General features: G+C 71.4%; 14 protein-coding genes. 8 read left to right on the top strand and 6 right to left on the bottom strand.

From position 1 onward, the window contains the following. Positions 1-33: 33 nt before the first annotated feature. Positions 34-1,344: a UDP-N-acetylglucosamine 1-carboxyvinyltransferase gene (gene murA / locus ACGFNP_RS08945; protein ID WP_358318578.1), complete on the bottom strand. Its 1,311-nt coding sequence runs from the start codon at positions 1,342-1,344 to the stop codon at positions 34-36. A gap of 63 nt (positions 1,345-1,407) precedes the next feature. Here murA and ACGFNP_RS08950 point away from each other — a divergent pair, with 63 nt between their 5' ends. After that, entirely contained in the window at positions 1,408-1,917 is a 510-nt protein-coding gene (locus tag ACGFNP_RS08950) for a hypothetical protein (RefSeq protein ID WP_393316400.1), read from the top strand. Between the two features lie 19 nt (positions 1,918-1,936). Here ACGFNP_RS08950 and ACGFNP_RS08955 read toward each other — a convergent pair whose 3' ends face one another. Further along, a complete protein-coding gene (locus ACGFNP_RS08955) occupies positions 1,937-3,304 on the bottom strand; it encodes an amidase (protein ID WP_393316403.1) in 1,368 nt (455 codons plus the stop codon). Between ACGFNP_RS08955 and ACGFNP_RS08960 the strand changes: the two genes are divergently transcribed. Then, positions 3,295-4,509: an SGNH/GDSL hydrolase family protein gene (locus tag ACGFNP_RS08960; RefSeq protein WP_393316406.1), complete on the top strand. Its 1,215-nt coding sequence runs from the start codon at positions 3,295-3,297 to the stop codon at positions 4,507-4,509. The two genes, ACGFNP_RS08955 and ACGFNP_RS08960, sit on opposite strands and share 10 nt — an antisense overlap. Here ACGFNP_RS08960 and ACGFNP_RS08965 read toward each other — a convergent pair. After that, positions 4,506-5,417: a chorismate mutase gene (locus tag ACGFNP_RS08965; RefSeq protein ID WP_393316409.1), complete on the bottom strand. Its 912-nt coding sequence runs from the start codon at positions 5,415-5,417 to the stop codon at positions 4,506-4,508. The genes ACGFNP_RS08960 and ACGFNP_RS08965 overlap by 4 nt on opposite strands. Positions 5,418-5,700: 283 nt before the next feature. On the opposite strand from ACGFNP_RS08965, the gene ACGFNP_RS08970 reads away from it, so the two are divergent. Genes ACGFNP_RS08970 through ACGFNP_RS08995 form a run of 6 tightly spaced genes read left to right on the top strand, consistent with a single transcriptional unit; the run spans position 5,701 to position 12,265 of the window. Beyond that, positions 5,701-7,431, top strand: a complete 1,731-nt coding sequence (locus ACGFNP_RS08970; protein WP_393316412.1) for a serine/threonine-protein kinase — start codon at positions 5,701-5,703, stop codon at positions 7,429-7,431. A 10-nt stretch (positions 7,432-7,441) separates the two neighbouring features. After that, positions 7,442-9,022, top strand: a complete 1,581-nt coding sequence (locus ACGFNP_RS08975; protein WP_393316415.1) for a serine/threonine-protein kinase — start codon at positions 7,442-7,444, stop codon at positions 9,020-9,022. A 5-nt stretch (positions 9,023-9,027) separates the two neighbouring features. Further along, on the top strand, positions 9,028-9,873 hold the full coding sequence (locus tag ACGFNP_RS08980) for an AraC family transcriptional regulator (protein WP_358318572.1): 846 nt from the start codon (positions 9,028-9,030) through the stop codon (positions 9,871-9,873). A 10-nt stretch (positions 9,874-9,883) separates the two neighbouring features. Beyond that, positions 9,884-10,546, top strand: a complete 663-nt coding sequence (locus ACGFNP_RS08985; RefSeq protein WP_393316418.1) for an AzlC family ABC transporter permease — start codon at positions 9,884-9,886, stop codon at positions 10,544-10,546. Next, on the top strand, positions 10,543-10,854 hold the full coding sequence (locus ACGFNP_RS08990; protein ID WP_358318570.1) for an AzlD domain-containing protein: 312 nt from the start codon (positions 10,543-10,545) through the stop codon (positions 10,852-10,854). The genes ACGFNP_RS08985 and ACGFNP_RS08990 overlap by 4 nt, the downstream gene beginning before the upstream one ends. A gap of 10 nt (positions 10,855-10,864) precedes the next feature. Next, entirely contained in the window at positions 10,865-12,265 is a 1,401-nt protein-coding gene (locus tag ACGFNP_RS08995) for a protein kinase (RefSeq protein ID WP_393316421.1), read from the top strand. A gap of 8 nt (positions 12,266-12,273) precedes the next feature. Here the strand turns inward: ACGFNP_RS08995 and ACGFNP_RS09000 are convergent, their stop codons facing one another. Genes ACGFNP_RS09000 through ACGFNP_RS09010 form a run of 3 tightly spaced genes read right to left on the bottom strand, consistent with a single transcriptional unit; the run spans position 12,274 to position 14,127 of the window. Continuing rightward, a complete protein-coding gene (locus ACGFNP_RS09000; protein ID WP_358318568.1) occupies positions 12,274-13,203 on the bottom strand; it encodes an RluA family pseudouridine synthase in 930 nt (309 codons plus the stop codon). After that, positions 13,196-13,774, bottom strand: coding sequence for a signal peptidase II (gene lspA / locus ACGFNP_RS09005; protein WP_308127526.1), 579 nt, complete (start codon positions 13,772-13,774; stop codon positions 13,196-13,198). The genes ACGFNP_RS09000 and lspA overlap by 8 nt, the downstream gene beginning before the upstream one ends. Continuing rightward, positions 13,738-14,127 (bottom strand): TraR/DksA C4-type zinc finger protein, encoded by a 390-nt coding sequence (locus ACGFNP_RS09010; RefSeq protein WP_214637658.1) that lies wholly within the window; start codon positions 14,125-14,127, stop codon positions 13,738-13,740. Before ACGFNP_RS09010 ends, lspA begins: the two co-directional genes overlap by 37 nt. Positions 14,128-14,514 lie beyond the last annotated feature (387 nt).

The raw sequence follows: 14,514 nt of genomic DNA on the forward strand, positions 1-14,514 counted from the left end.
GGGGAACACCGGCAAACACCGGCTTCCCCGTCTTTACTGTTGTCTGCTGATATTCAGACCGAGTGACGCGAACTGCTCGAACGGCTGGTGATAGCCCCGCTCGATGTGGTTGACGCCGCGCAGCGTCGAAGTGCCGTCGGCCACCGCGGCGGCCAGCACGGCCGAGAACCCGGCCCGGATGTCGGGCAGCGTCACGTCCGCGCCCCGCAGCTGCGACACACCCCGCACGACGGCCGAGTGCCTGGCGTTGGTGTCGTGGTAGCGGCAGGCCGGGCCGCCCAGGCACTGGTCGAACACCTCGATCTCGCAGCCCATCTTCTGCAGCGCAGGGACGTACACCAGGCGGTTCTCGAAGACGGTCTCGTGCAGCACCGACATGCCCTGGCTCTGCGTGAACAGCACCATGAGCGGCGTCTGCCAGTCGGTCATGAACCCGGGGTGCGTGTCGGTCTGCACGGCCGCCGCGCGCAGCCCCTCGGGCGGCGCGGTGGCGCACAGGTACTCGTCGTTGATGTCGAACTGGGCGCCCATGCGGGCCAGCGTGGTGATCGCGGTGACCAGCCGGTCCTGCGGGCAGCCGTGCACGCGCACCTCGCCGCCGGTGATCAGGCCCGCCGCGAGGTAGGAGAACGCCTCGATGCGGTCGCCCGCCAGCCAGATGGAGGCGCCATGGAGCCGCTCGACGCCCTCGATGACGATCCTGCGGTCGGGCGAGAGCTCGATCCTGGCGCCCATCCGCTGCAGGAACAGCGCCAGCTCCACGACCTCGGGCTCCATCGCGGCGTTCTTCACCACGGTCTTGCCCTCGGCCAGCACGGCGGACATGAGGATCGTCTCGGTCGCCCCGACACTCGGATACGGCAGCTCCAGCCGGGTCCCGTTCAGGCGCTTGGCCTTGGCGAAGATCCCGGTGTCGCCCACCTCGACCTCGGCGCCCATCGCGCGCAGCGCCTCGACGTGGAAGTTCACCGGCCGCCGGCCGATGGGGTCGCCGCCGACCAGCGGCACGAACGCCTCCCCCGCCAGGTGCAGCAGCGGGCCCAGCATGAGGATGGGGATGCGGTTGAGCCCGGTGAACGCGTCGGGCACCCGCGGTCTGATCTCCGGGCCCTGCCCGATGTGGATCTCCCCCCGTTTGATCTCCACGTTGATGCCCAGCGCGTCGAGCATCGCCGCCGTGATGCCGACCTCGCCGACCTCGGGAACGTTGTGGATGATGCTCTCCCCGGTGCCCAGCATGGCCGCGACCATGTGCTTGGACACGGCGTTCTTGGAGCCGCGTACCTCGACGTCACCCCGGAGCGGGCCGGAGGGTTCGATCATCCAGACCTTGTCTTCAATCACGAAGTGAGCCTAGCCGGGAGATACGATCGACCTGATTCAGACGCGAATGTGAGGGGGAGCGGCGTGGCGAGGCATGTGCGCGCATTTGCGGTTACTGTCCTCACGCTCGCCACCCTGGCCGTACTGGCCGGGCTGCTGTGGTCACACCTGTCCCCTCGCGCGCCGTACCAGGTCACGGCGGAGGGGCCGATACTGGCGGATCCGTCCACACAGGCGCTGATCAGCGCTGACGGATGGTACGCGGTGATCACCGGCGGGCTCGGGCTGGCCTGTGGCGCGCTCGCGTGGTTCCTCGGCCGGCGGCACCAGCTCGCCGTGCTGCTGGGGCTCGGCGCCGGCGGGGTGCTGGCGGCCTTCCTCACGCTCTGGGTGGGGTCGACGTTCACGCTCGGGGTGGTGGTCGTGGAGGCGGCGGCCACGCCCGGGGTGAAGATCGTCCCCGGCTCGCTGACGCTGACGGCCACGGGTGTGATCGTGTCCTGGCCGCTGGTCGCGGTGGCCTTCTTCGGGCTGATGGAGGGCATGCACGGGTATCGCGAGTCGCCGCTGCGCAAGCCGTACGGGCTCGGCTGACGCGGTTCACCGTCAGCGCTCAGAGGGGCGGGCGGCGCAGGCCGTGTCCGGTGGCCTGCTCGAAGGCGCGGGCCGCGCGCAGCACCGTGGCGTCGGCGAACGGCCGGCCGATGATCTGCACGCCGACCGGCAGCCCCGACGGCGTGAACCCGGCGGGGACGGACGCGGCCGGCGCGTGCAGCACGCTGATCCAGTAGGCGGACCGCATCCACGCCAGGTAGTCGGGCAGCCGCACCCCGTTGATCTCACTCACGTAGGGGTCCTCGACGGGGAACGGCGGCACCTGGCTGACGGGCGCGATCAGCACGTCGTAGGTGTCGAAGAAGGCCGCCATCCGGTGGTAGAGGACGCTGCGCGACCGTTCGGCCCTGGCCAGGTCGGCGCCGGTGACCTTGCGGCCCTGCTCGACGTTCCAGCTGGTGTTGGCGCCCAGCCCGTCGAGCTCGCCGAAGGCCAGCGCGTAGTACCACGCCCGGTAGACGCGGAAGGCGTCCTCGGCCTCGGACAGGTCCAGCTCGACCTGCTCGACGCGCGCGCCGAGCCGCTCGAACACACCGGGCGCGGTCGCGGTGACCGCCGCCGTCCCGGGGTCCACCGGCAGCCCGCCCAGGTCGGGGCTCCAGGCCACACGCAGCCCCGCGACGTCGCGCTCGTCGGGGGTGAAGTCCTCGGTGATCGAGTACGGCGAGCGAGCGTCGAATCCCGAAATAACCGACATCATCAGCGTCAGGTCGTCGACCGTCCTGGCCATCGGCCCCGGAACGGACAGCGTGTACCAGGCGGCCTGCTCCGACAGGGCGGGTACCCGGCCCGGCGTCGGCCGCAGCCCCACCACGTTGCAGAACGAGGCCGGGTTGCGCAGCGACCCGCCCATGTCGGATCCGCCGGCGAGCGGCACCATCCCGGACGCCAGCGCCGCCGCCGCCCCGCCGCTGCTGCCTCCGGCGGACCGGGTCAGGTCGTAGGGGTTGCGGGTGGCCCCGAACACCTCGTTGACGGTGTGGGAGCCGGTGCCGAACTCCGGCGTGTTGGTCTTGCCCACCAGGATCGCCCCGGCCGCCCGGAGCCGCTCCACGATCACGTCGTCCTTGTCGGGAACGTGGTCGGCGTAGAGCGGCGAGCCGTAGGTGGTGCGGATGCCCTTGGTGTCGACGAGGTCCTTGTGCGCCACCGGCACCCCGTGGAGCGGCCCCGTCGCCTCACCGGCGTCGGCCGCCTCGGCGGCGTCGAGCGCCTGCTCGGCGACCAGCGTCACGATGGCGTTGACCTGAGGGTTGGTCTGCTCGATGCGGTCGAGGTGGGCCTGGACCAGCTCGACGGCGCTCACCTGGCGGGTCTTGACCAGGTGGGCCATCTCGGTCGCGGTCAGGTAGTGCGGTGCGGTCACGTTCCGATTGTCGCTCAAGCCGCCACCCCGTCGGCGCCGGTACGGGATCGGGATCCTCACCCTCAGGGGCGGGCCGCGTCGATCACTCGTCGATTAGGCTTCCTGGCGGAGTTTGTCGCTACATTGTCGCCGCTCGGGAGGCCGCGCTGAACGGGACGAGATGGAAGATCGTCCAGGTCACCGCGGCCGCGCTCCTCGGTGCCGCGCTGGCCCTGGCGGGGGCTCCCCTGGGCCTCTACACGTCGCTGGCCTGCGCCACCATCGGCGCGGGCTGCCCCGCCGGGCCGCCGCACGGCCGGCTCCCGGTCCTGACCCGCCTGACGCCGGTACAGGCCGCGCAGAGCGGCACGTACGTGGCGCTGGGCGACTCCTACTCCTCCGGCGAGGGCGTCTACGACCGCGCCGCGCGGCCGATCAACAGCGGCGCCGACCGCTGCCACCGCTCGCCGGGCTCCTACGTGCCGCTCGTCGCGGGCGCCCACCGGTTCGGCGGCGGCAGCGCCTTCTGGGCCTGCAGCGGCGCCACCACCGGCCAGCTCTTCTCCGGCCAGTACGGCCAGCAGCCGCAGATCGAGCGCGTGGGCGCCGCCGCCAGCCTGGTGACGCTCAGCATCGGCGGCAACGACGCCGGGTTCACCAGCGTGCTCACCGGCTGCATCGTCAAGCTGCCCTGGTCCTCGGCCTGCCTCGACCAGCAGTCCGAGGTGACCAAGCGGATCGCGGCGCTGGGGCCGAGCATGACGAAGGTGCTGCGGGAGCTCAGACGCCGGGCACCGAGCGCGCGCATCATCGTGCTCGGCTATCCCCGGCCGTTCCCCGCCGCGCCCCCGGACGGGATCGACAATCTGACCGTCGAGGACCAGCGCTGGCTCAACGGCATGACCCGGCAGCTCAACGATGTCGCGGCGCGGGTGACCGCGGAGTTCGACCGGGAGATCGTGGCGTTCGGGGGCACGGGGAGCGTCGAGTACATCGACGCCTACGACGCCTTCGACGGGCACGAGGCGGGGCGGCCCGACCCGTACCTGAACGGGCTGGCGCTGGACCTGGACGAACTCGTCGTCAACAGCCGCAGCTTCCATCCGACCGGGGCGGGGTACCGGCGGTTCGCCGAGCTGATCAACGCGCGGATCGCGGCCGGGCCGGGGCGGCCGATGAACAACTTCCGCCTGACGACCCCGGCCCCCACCGACAGCCGCTTCTAACCGGCGGCCGACCGTTCTTCGGCAAGGCTCAGGCCCGCCTCGATGACGGCGTTCATGATGGGCGCCAGCCGGGCCTCGCCCAGTTCGGGGGCGCGGTTGGCCATCCGGGCGACGAGCGCTTGCTCGCGCCCCATGTCCCGGCCCGCGAAGCCGCCGACCGGCTTGAGGGTCTGCACGATCCCGGCGAGCGCGGCACGGCGTTCCAGCAACGTGGCCAGCGCCGCGTCCACCCGGTCGATCGCCTGCCTGCACTCGGGCAGCGTGGCGGGGGTCTCAGGACGGACCAGCGGCCCGACGAGCGTGACCGCCTCCTCCGCCAGCCGTACGCCCGCCTCACCGGCTGCGCCGCGCTCATCCGCACGGTGGGCGTCGCCCGTGCCGCCCTCCGGCCCGTCCGCCGGAGGGCGGGACACGATCAGGCCGTCGGCGCCCGCCGCCACCACCGCCGCGGACAGCCCGAGGTCCGCGCTCACGTCCGCGAGCACCGGCCGCCCCGACGCCGCCCGCGCGGCCCGCAGCAACCCCAGGTCCAGCCGTCCCGTCTCGCACAGGATCACCCGGTCGTCGCACTCCAGGGCGCAGTAGTCGGCCAGCCCGAGCCACTCCTCCAGCGTCGCCGACGCCCTGCGCTCCACCACCACCGGCAGTCCCAGCCCGGCCACGGCCCGCACCAGCGGGATGTCGCGCGTCCACGCCGCCCCGATGACCACCCCGTCGGCCGCCCCGGCGATCGCCGGCAGGTCGGCCGCCGAGCCCGGCTCGACCAGCGTCACCCCGTCACGCGCGCGCCACATCTCGGTGGCACCGCCCGGCCCGCGCAGGCTGGTCCGGCTGATCACCACGGCCGGGCCGTCGCCCACCCGAAGCCCGCCCACGGTGACCACGTGCCGTTCCAAGGTCGATGACATTTCGGCTCCCCACATCGGCCGGCTCCCCTGGAACCGGCGGGAAATCAAAAAGGCAGAGACGATGGCGTCTCTGCCTGTTGCCGACTCCGGGTGTCGCTAGCCGACCGGCCCTCCCGGAGCCGGCTCGGTAAACGCGTAGCGACAAGTCATGTCTGAACCTTACACCCGGTCCTCCACCTGCTGGACTTCCCTTCTCACATAGCGGACTAGCCTTCAGGCGAGTCGCCGTTGATCCCTCGCTATGGGAGTATTTCTTGGCCTAGAGGAGGGTACGAGGCCGTTGATGTCGGATCGCAAGCGGGACGGACGCCGCATCGCCGGTCGTTACCAACTGCAGGAACCCATCGGCAGAGGTGGCATGGGCATCGTCTGGCGAGCCCATGACGAACTTCTCGACCGCACCGTCGCGGTCAAGGAGGTCAGATACGCCGCCGCCCTGGGTGACGAAGTGCAGTTGCTGAACCGGCGCACGATGCGCGAGGCGAGGGCCGCGGCCAGGTTCGAGCACCCCAACGTGATCGTCGTACATGACGTGATCGAAGAGGACGGTCGTCCCTGGATCGTTATGCAGCTCGTCCAGTCACGCTCCCTGGGAGCAGTGATCAAGCAGGACGGGCCGTTGCCGCCCAAACGGGTGGCTGAGATCGGCCTGGCCGTACTCGACGCGCTGCACCGCGCGCACGAGGCCGGCGTCCTGCACCGGGATGTCAAGCCGGAGAACGTGCTGCTCGCCGATGACGGCCGGGTGGTGCTCACCGACTTCGGCATCGCGACGCTGGAGACGGAGACGCAGCTCACGGTGACGGGGCTGGCGGGCACTCCGGCGTTCATCGCGCCCGAGCGGCTCAAAGGGCTGCCCGCGCGGCGCGAGTCGGACCTGTGGTCGCTCGGCGCGACCCTGTACACGGCGGTGGAAGGCCGCTCGCCACACGAGCGCGGAATGGCGCTCGCGACCATGCACGCCGTACTGACCGACGAACCCGACCCGGCGCCCCATGCCGGGCCGCTCTCCGGCGTGATCAGCGGCCTGCTGACCAAGGAGCCGGTGCAGCGCCTCGGTTACGAGGAGACCGGCGAGTTGCTGCGGGCCGTCATCACGCAGCAACGGCCACGGAAGTCCCCGATGTCGGCGCCCGCGCCGACCGCGGTGATCCCGCCCGCCGTGGACGAGACTCCGACCGACCCCGACCTGGTGGTCCCGGACGCCCCCGTCCCCGAGACCGGTTTACGGTTCACCCCGGCGACCGGCGACCGTGGCGAGGAGCAGCTCCCGTCCACCAGGAACGCCGTCAGGCCCGACGGCCGCCGGTGGGGCCCGATCATCGGCGTGCTCGTCGCGGTCGTGCTCGTGGCGGGTCTGGGCGGCTATCTCGGCCTGCGCTCGGCCAAGGGCAGCCCTGAAGACGGCGATACGAAGTCCGCGTCCGTCACCTCATCTCCCAAGGAGTCCGCCAAGCAGCCGACGGCCACCGCCGATCCGACGAAGAACCCGCCGAGCAGCGCCCCGCCGTCCACCCCACCCCCGTCTCCGACGCCAACGGCCACGCCCAAGCCCACCAAGACGGCCGCCTCGGCGCCGGAGGGCTGGAAGATGTACACCAACAAGAAGCTGAAGTTCTCCGTCGCGCTGCCGAAGGGCTGGACGAAGTACAGACACAGCAGCAACCAGATCGCGTTCCACGGCAAGGGCGCGGGCAGCAACGCGTACATCATGTTCGAGATGACGGAGAACCCCGGCAAGGACCCCGTCAAGGACTGGAAGAGGCAGGAGAAGACCGCCAAATACGGGTTCGGCGGCTACAAGAAGATCAGCATCAAGGCGGTCGACTACATGGACGGCGCGGCGGACTGGGACTTCACCTGGAACACCAACACCGGCCCGACCAGGGTCCGCAACCGCGGCTTCATCGCCAACGGCCGCGGCTACGCGATCTACTGGCACAACCTCTCCAGTCGGTGGAAGAAGGACAAGCACTTCTTCGACACGTTCGCCGCGACCTTCATCCCGAAGTAGGCTTTTCTGCGTGGAAAGGCAGGTCAGCAACCGCTACCGGCTCATCGAACCGCTCGGCGAGGGCGGGATGGGCGTGGTCTGGCGTGCCTACGACGAGCTGCTCGACCGTACGGTCGCGATCAAGGAGGTCCGCTACACCGGCGTCGGTGACGACAAGCGGGCCGAGCTCAATCGCCGGACCATCAGGGAGGCCAGGGCGGCGGGCCGCCTCGACCACCCCTCGGTGATCGTCATCCACGACGTCGTCGAGGAGGGCGGCCGCCCGTGGATCGTCATGCAGCTGATCCGCTCGCGGTCGCTGGCCGAGGTGATCCGCGAGCACGGGCCGCTGCCGGTCGCGCAGGCCGCGCTGATCGGCGGCCGGGTGCTCGACGCGCTGCGGGCCGCGCACGCGACCGGTGTGCTGCACCGCGACGTGAAGCCCGAGAACGTGCTGCTCGCCGACGACGGCCGGGTGGTGCTCACCGACTTCGGCATCGCCTCGCTGGAGGCCGAGGCCGGTCTGACGGCCACCGGGGGCCTGGTGGGCACGCCCGCCTACATGCCGCCCGAACGCCTCAACGGTGAGCCCGCCCGGCCCGAGTCCGATCTGTGGTCGCTGGGCGCGACGCTGTACGCGGCAGTCGAGGGTGTGCCGCCGTTCAAACGGGACTCATGGGCGGCCACGGTCGCGGCGGTGCTGCGCGATCTGCCCGGACAGCCGGCCAGGGCGGGCGTGCTCGGCCCGGTGATCATGGGCCTGCTGCAGCGGGACCCGGCCGCGCGCATGTCCGCCGACGAGGCCGCCCATCTGCTGCGGGCCGCCGCGTCCGAGCCCGCCCCGTACGGATATGCCGGACCTCCGGCGCCCCCGCCCGGCCCTGGCGCGTCCGGGTCGGACGTGACCGGGCCTGGCGATCGGGGGCCCGCGGGGACCGTTTCCCTGCGGGCCCGGCGGCGTGGGTGGTTCCTGGGCGTGCCCGCGGCCGTGCTCGCCGTCGCGGCGCTGGGCACGGGCGGCTGGTACGTCGTCACCACCTCCCAGTCGCCCCCGGTGAGCACCCCGGCCCCGACACCCACCTCGACCCCCAGCCGCGAGCCGTCGTCCACCCCCACGGACACCCCCGAACCGTCCACCACCCCCGCCACGCCACGTCTGCCCACCGGCTGGCGCCGGCTCGCCAACTCCGCCGGGGACTTCTCGATCGGCATCCCCCAGGGCTGGCAGGCCAAGAAGAGCCCCAGCAGGGACAGCATCACCGTCACCGGCCCCGGCACGCCGGGCATGCTGATCGTCGAGTGGACCGTCCCCGAGAAGCCCATGGCCGATCCCGCGCGCGCCTGGGTGGAGCTGGAGAAGGAGATCCAGGCCAAGGGCGAGTTCGTCGGCTATGACCGGATCGCCATCAGGTCCACGACCTACCTCGGCCGGCCGGCCGCCGACTGGGAGTTCACCCGGCAGCGTGGCGGCACGCTGATCCACGTGATCAACCGGGGCTTCCGCACCGCCGACGGCCGCCACTACGCCCTCTACTGGGACACGACCGACGCGCGCTGGGACCAGGACCGGCGCTACTTCGACCAGTTCGTCAAGACGTTCAGGCCCGAGTGACGGCCATGGAGCAGGAACAGGCGCTCTTCTGGCGGCACCCGGCGGTGCCCCAGGTGGACCTGCTCAAGGCCCGCTACGTCACCCACCGTTTCGCCCGGCACGTGCACGACGGCTACGCGATCGGCCTCATCCTCCAGGGCGTGGAGGAGTTCGACTACCGGGGCAGCCTGCACCGGGCTGGCGCGGGCGAAGTGGTGCTGGTCAACCCGGACTCGGTGCACACCGGCCAACCCGGGATGGCGGGCGGCTGGTCGTACCGGATGCTCTACCCGTCGGTGGAGGCGCTCTCGGAGCTCGCGGCCGAGCTCGGCCTGCCGTACGCGACGCCGTTCTTCCCCGAGCAGGTGGTGCGGGACCCGGCGGTGGCGACGCTGCTCAGCCGGGCACACCTGACCGCCGAGCGCGGTGACGCGCTGGCCGCCCAGTCGCTGATGCGCGGCTTCTTCGCCCGCCTGCTGATCCGGCACGCCACGCCGCGCCCGTCCGCCGTTCTGCCCGCCGAGGGCGGGCGGGCGGTCGCCGAGGCGCTGGACCTGCTGCACGAGAGCCTGGTGGACCCGCCGTCGCTGGACGATCTCGCGCTGACCGTCGGGGCGCGGCCGTTCCCGCTGCTGCGCGCGTTCAAGGCGGCGACCGGCCTGCCGCCGCACGCCTACCTGACCTCGCTGCGGATCCAGCGGGCGCGCCACCTCCTGAACTCGGGGGTACGGCCGGCGCAGGTGGCCGCCGAAGTGGGCTTCACTGACCAGGCTCACCTGAACCGCCATTTCAAGCGCATCGTGGGCGTTCCACCCGCGGCCTACCAACGTGCGGCAGGAACGTACAAGACTGGCGATCCCCACCTCACCTAGCGTCACCTGCATGGAACAGACAACACACCGTTCCGCCGCCATACGGGACGGTCTGGGCGTGGGCCTGGCCGTGGGGCTGTCCGGGCTCGCCTTCGGCGCCGCGGCCATCACCGCGGGCCTCAGCGTGGCGCAGGCGTGCGTGCTGAGCCTGCTGGCGTTCACCGGCGCCTCGCAGTTCGCGCTGGCCGGCGCGGTGGGCGCGGGCGGCGATCTGGTGGCGGCCGCCGCGGGCGCGCTGCTGCTGGGCGGCCGCAACACCCTCTACGGGCTGCGCCTGGCCGATCTGCTGCGGGTACGCGGCCCGCGCAGGCTGCTCGCCGCGCAGGGCGTGATCGACGAGACCACCGCCGTCACACTCGCCCAGCCGTCGCCCGAGACGGCGCGCGTCGGATTCACGATCACGTTCGCCAGCCTGTACGTCACCTGGAACCTCACCACGCTGGCCGGAGCGCTCGGCACGTCGTTCCTCGGTGATCCGGGGATGTTCGGGCTGGACGTGGTCGGCCCGGCCACGTTCCTGGCCATCCTGTGGCCGCGCCTGGCGGGCAGCGTCCAGCTCAGGTGGCTGGCGGTGGCCGGCGCGGCGGTCGCGCTGTGCGCCACCCCGTTCTTCCCGCCTGGCGTGCCGGTGCTGCTGTCGGCGGTCGTCGTCCTGGTGGTGCTGGTCCGATGACGCTGTGGTGGGCGATCGCGGCGGTGTGCGCCGGGTGTTACGCGCTCAAACTGGCCGGGCTGGCGGCGCCGCGCCGGGTGCTCGACCATCCCCGGGTCCGCCGCTTCGCCGAACTGGTGCCCGTGGCGCTGCTGGCCGCGCTGATCGCGGTGCAGATGTTCGCCGAGCACGGCGAGCTGCGCTTCGACCCCGCCCGGACGGCCGGGCTGTGCGCGGCCGTGGTGGCGCTCCTGCTCCGCGCCCCATTCCTGGTCATTCTGGCCACAGCGGCAGCAATCACCGCGCTTGTCCGGGTCTTTATCGGGTAGGCGCGGAGGCATGTCCGATTCTGCGCTGCTGGTCGGTGGACGTTACCGGCTGATCAAGACCATCGGCCAGGGTGGGATGGGAACCGTCTGGCAGGCCCATGACGAAGTGCTCGGCAGGGACGTGGCGGTGAAGGAGATCCATCCCCCTCCGGACCTGACCGACCCCGAGCGAGACGTGTTCAGCGTCCGTACCTTCCGCGAGGCCAGAGCCGCGGGGCGGGTGGCGCATCCCGGCGTCGCCACCGTCTACGACGTGCTCGAAGAGCATGGCCACCCGTGGATCGTCATGCAGCTCATCCACTCGCGCACCCTCGGCGAGATGGTGCGCGACGACGGCCCGATGCCACCGGCCGACGCCGCCGACATCGGGGTGCAGCTGCTGGAGGCGCTGCGCGCGGCGCACGCCGCCGGGGTCCTGCACCGCGACGTCAAACCGGACAACGTGCTGCTGACCGAGGACGGCCGGGCGGTGCTCACCGACTTCGGCATCGCCACCACCGAGGGAGAGACGCCCGTCACCAGGACCGGGGTGCTGGTCGGCACGCCCGCGTTCATGGCGCCCGAGCGGGCGGCGGGCGGCGAGGCACGCGTCGCCTCGGATCTGTGGGCGCTGGGCGCGACCCTGTACTTCGCCGTCGAGGGCCACTCGCCGTTCCAGCGCCCGCACGCGCTGGCCACGCTGGGCGCGGTCCTGCACTCCGAGCCGGCCCCGATGGCCCGCGCGGGCATGCTGGCCCCGGTCATACTCGGGCTGCTGCGCAAGGACCCGGCCGAGCGGATGACGCTGGACGAGGCCGAGCACCGGCTGCACCGCGTGATGATCAGCGATTCCGTGGAGTCCACCGCGCCGGTGGGCATCCCGGTGCCGCTCCAGGTGCCTGTACGGGACGCGGCGGCGGACGCGGGCGCGATGGCCGGGCCCGGCGCCATGTCCGCGCCCGACCCGGTGGATGAAGCGGCCCCAGTGGCGGGCCCCGGCACAGCCGCGCCCGGGAGGAAACGCCGGCCGCCGCTGACCGCGGTGGCGGCGTGCACGCTCGCTCTCGCGGTCCTGACCGCGGGCGCGGCGTGGTGGACGAACCGGCAGACCGGCGTCCGCTCACCGACGACGGTCCCGGCCGTGGTGCGCACCTCCAGCGTCAGCCCTTCGGGCCCGACCCCCGCGCCGACGCGCACGCGGCCGACCACCTACCAGAACCCGGTACGGCAGGACACCCCGGCCCCCACAGGCCGGACCGGGGAGCCCACCCCGAGCCCAACCGGCACGCCGACGAAGAACAAGCCGACCGAGAAGGCCTCGGCCACGCCCAGCAAGAGCAAGACCCCCGAGAAGAACACCAAGACCACGAAGAAGGCCACCGAGCCCACCGATGTCCCCCCTGCCGACGACAGCGAGGACGCCGCCGAGTAATCGGCCGGTCAGGACTCCTCGCGCACGATGTCGAGGGCCCGCCGCAGGTCATCCGGGTAGTCGGTGGAGAACGACAGCCACTCGCCCGAGCTCGGGTGCTCGAAGCCGAGTGACACCGCGTGCAGCCACTGCCGCGTGATGCCCAGCCGGGCGGAGATCGTCGGGTCGGCGCCGTACATCAGGTCGCCCACGCATGGGTGGCGGAGCGCGGCCATGTGCACCCGGATCTGGTGCGTGCGGCCGGTCTCCAGCTTGATGTCCAGCAGCGAGGCTGCCCGGAACGCCTCGATCGTGTCGTAATGGGTGACCGACGGCTTGCCCCCGGCGACCACGGCGAACCTGCCGTCGCCGGACGGGTGCCGGTCGATGGGCGCGTCGACCGTGCCCCTGAACGGGTCGGGATGGCCCTGCACGAGCGCGTGGTAGCGCTTGTCGACCGTACGCTCCTTGAAGGCGCGCTTGAGGTGGGAGTAGGCGTGCTCGCTCTTGGCCACGACCATGGCGCCGGTCGTGTTGGCGTCGAGCCGGTGCACGATGCCCTGCCGCTCGGCCGCGCCGCTGGTGGCGACCGTGTGGCCGGCGCCGAGCAGGCCGCCGATCACGGTCGGTCCCGTCCAGCCGACCGTCGGGTGGGCGGCCACCCCGATGGGCTTGTTGACCACGACGATGTCGTCGTCCTCGTACACGATCGCCATGCCGGGAACCGGCTCGGCGACCGGCATCGGCATGCTGACCGGCGGCGGGAGCGTCACGTCGAGCCAGGCGCCGGCGTGCACGCGGTCGGACTTGGCGGGCGAGCGGCCGTCGACGAGCACCTCGCCCGCGACGATCAGCTCGGCGGCGCGGGTGCGGGAGAAGCCGAACAGCCGCGAGATCGCGGCGTCGAGCCGCTCACCCTCCAGCCCGTCGGGCACGGCCAGACTACGCTGGTCAGCCATGCTTGACCTCCCTGGTGCCGTCGATCTGGTAGCCCCGCCAGGCCAGGATCACCGCGAGGATCCCGCCGCACACGATGGCCGAGTCGGCCACGTTGAACACCGGGAAGTAGTCGATCACCGGGAAGTGCCCCGGCAGCACCTCGATCCAGTCGACCACGTGGCCCTGGAACTGGATGGACCTGCCGATGCCGGAGGGGTAGCGCAGCAGCCGGTCGGTCAGGTTGCCCAGCGCCCCGCCGAGCAGCAGCCCCAGGGTGATCGCCCACGGCAGGCTGCGCATCTTGCGGGCCGTGCGGAGGATCGCGATCACCACGCCCGTCGCGATGAACGTGAAGACGATCGTCATCCCGGTGCCGAGGCTGAAGGCGGCACCGGAATTGAAGATCACCCGGAGCTGCAGCACGTCCTGGATCACCACCAGGGGCGCCTTGCCCTCGAGCGTCCGCAGCACGATCGTCTTGCTGATCAGATCTGCCGCGTAGATCACGACCGCCAGCACGACGAGGACCGCGAAGAGGCGGCCGCGCCGCCCCTCTACCGGCGCTCCTCCTTCTGCTTGCAGGTCACGCACAGCGTCGCCCTCGGGAACGCCTGCAGGCGTTCCTTGCCGATCGGCTTGTGGCACGATTCGCACACTCCATAGGTCCCTGCGTCGATCCTGGCGATCGCACGTTCGTTCTGCGCGACCAGGTCGCGTGCATTCAGGGTAAGGGCGATCTCGCGTTCGCGCTCATACGTCTTGGCTCCCGCGTCCGCCTGGTCGTCACCCGCTCCCTGGGTGACGTCACCCGAGGCGATCTCCGACTCATGGCGAAGAATGTCGGTGTTGAGCTCGTCGATCTCGCTCTGCAGCTGGCCGCGGACCTCGGCGAGCTCCTCCTCCGACCACATCGGCGGTGTAGCGGTCTGCGTGACTGGCGTCATGGTGCTACCTCCAGGCTGAACCAAGGCCGTAAATGGTGCGGGCAGCTTAGGTCTCCCATAACAGAACAGCAAACGACCCGCCGGACGATTTACCTCTCCCGTACTATCCCGCCCCGGCGGTTCAACGCCTCCGCTGCCGTGCGCGTTCCCACAACTTTGTCGGGCTTTACGAGTTCGCTACCTGCTCACTGCAAACGCGGAAGCTTTGCGGTCCACTCTGCGTTATCGTGTGAAGCTGCAAGGCGTTGATGGGGCCCCGCTGTGAGGGATATCACCCCGGAGCCGCCGGAAGAACGGCTCTCGCGAGCTCACTAGACCCGGCCGCAGCAAGAAATGAAGAGGGCCTCACCTGAGGTCAAGAAGGGTGGTACCGCGGAGCCGCACGGC

This window comes from Nonomuraea sp. NPDC049269, assembly GCF_043197155.1.
Lineage (GTDB): Bacteria > Actinomycetota > Actinomycetes > Streptosporangiales > Streptosporangiaceae > Nonomuraea.

Bases quoted from the DNA above. Each gene is read 5' to 3' on its own strand.
- ACGFNP_RS09000 (WP_358318568.1), bottom strand. From the start codon at position 13,203: ATGGCTGACCAGCGTAGTCTGGCCGTGCCCGACGGGCTGGAGGGTGAG.
- ACGFNP_RS08970 (WP_393316412.1), top strand. From the start codon at position 5,701: ATGTCGGATCGCAAGCGGGACGGACGCCGCATCGCCGGTCGTTACCAA.
- ACGFNP_RS08965 (WP_393316409.1), bottom strand. From the start codon at position 5,417: ATGTCATCGACCTTGGAACGGCACGTGGTCACCGTGGGCGGGCTTCGG.
- ACGFNP_RS08980 (WP_358318572.1), top strand. From the start codon at position 9,028: ATGGAGCAGGAACAGGCGCTCTTCTGGCGGCACCCGGCGGTGCCCCAG.
- ACGFNP_RS08995 (WP_393316421.1), top strand. From the start codon at position 10,865: ATGTCCGATTCTGCGCTGCTGGTCGGTGGACGTTACCGGCTGATCAAG.
- ACGFNP_RS09010 (WP_214637658.1), bottom strand. From the start codon at position 14,127: ATGACGCCAGTCACGCAGACCGCTACACCGCCGATGTGGTCGGAGGAG.
- ACGFNP_RS08990 (WP_358318570.1), top strand. From the start codon at position 10,543: ATGACGCTGTGGTGGGCGATCGCGGCGGTGTGCGCCGGGTGTTACGCG.
- ACGFNP_RS08985 (WP_393316418.1), top strand. From the start codon at position 9,884: ATGGAACAGACAACACACCGTTCCGCCGCCATACGGGACGGTCTGGGC.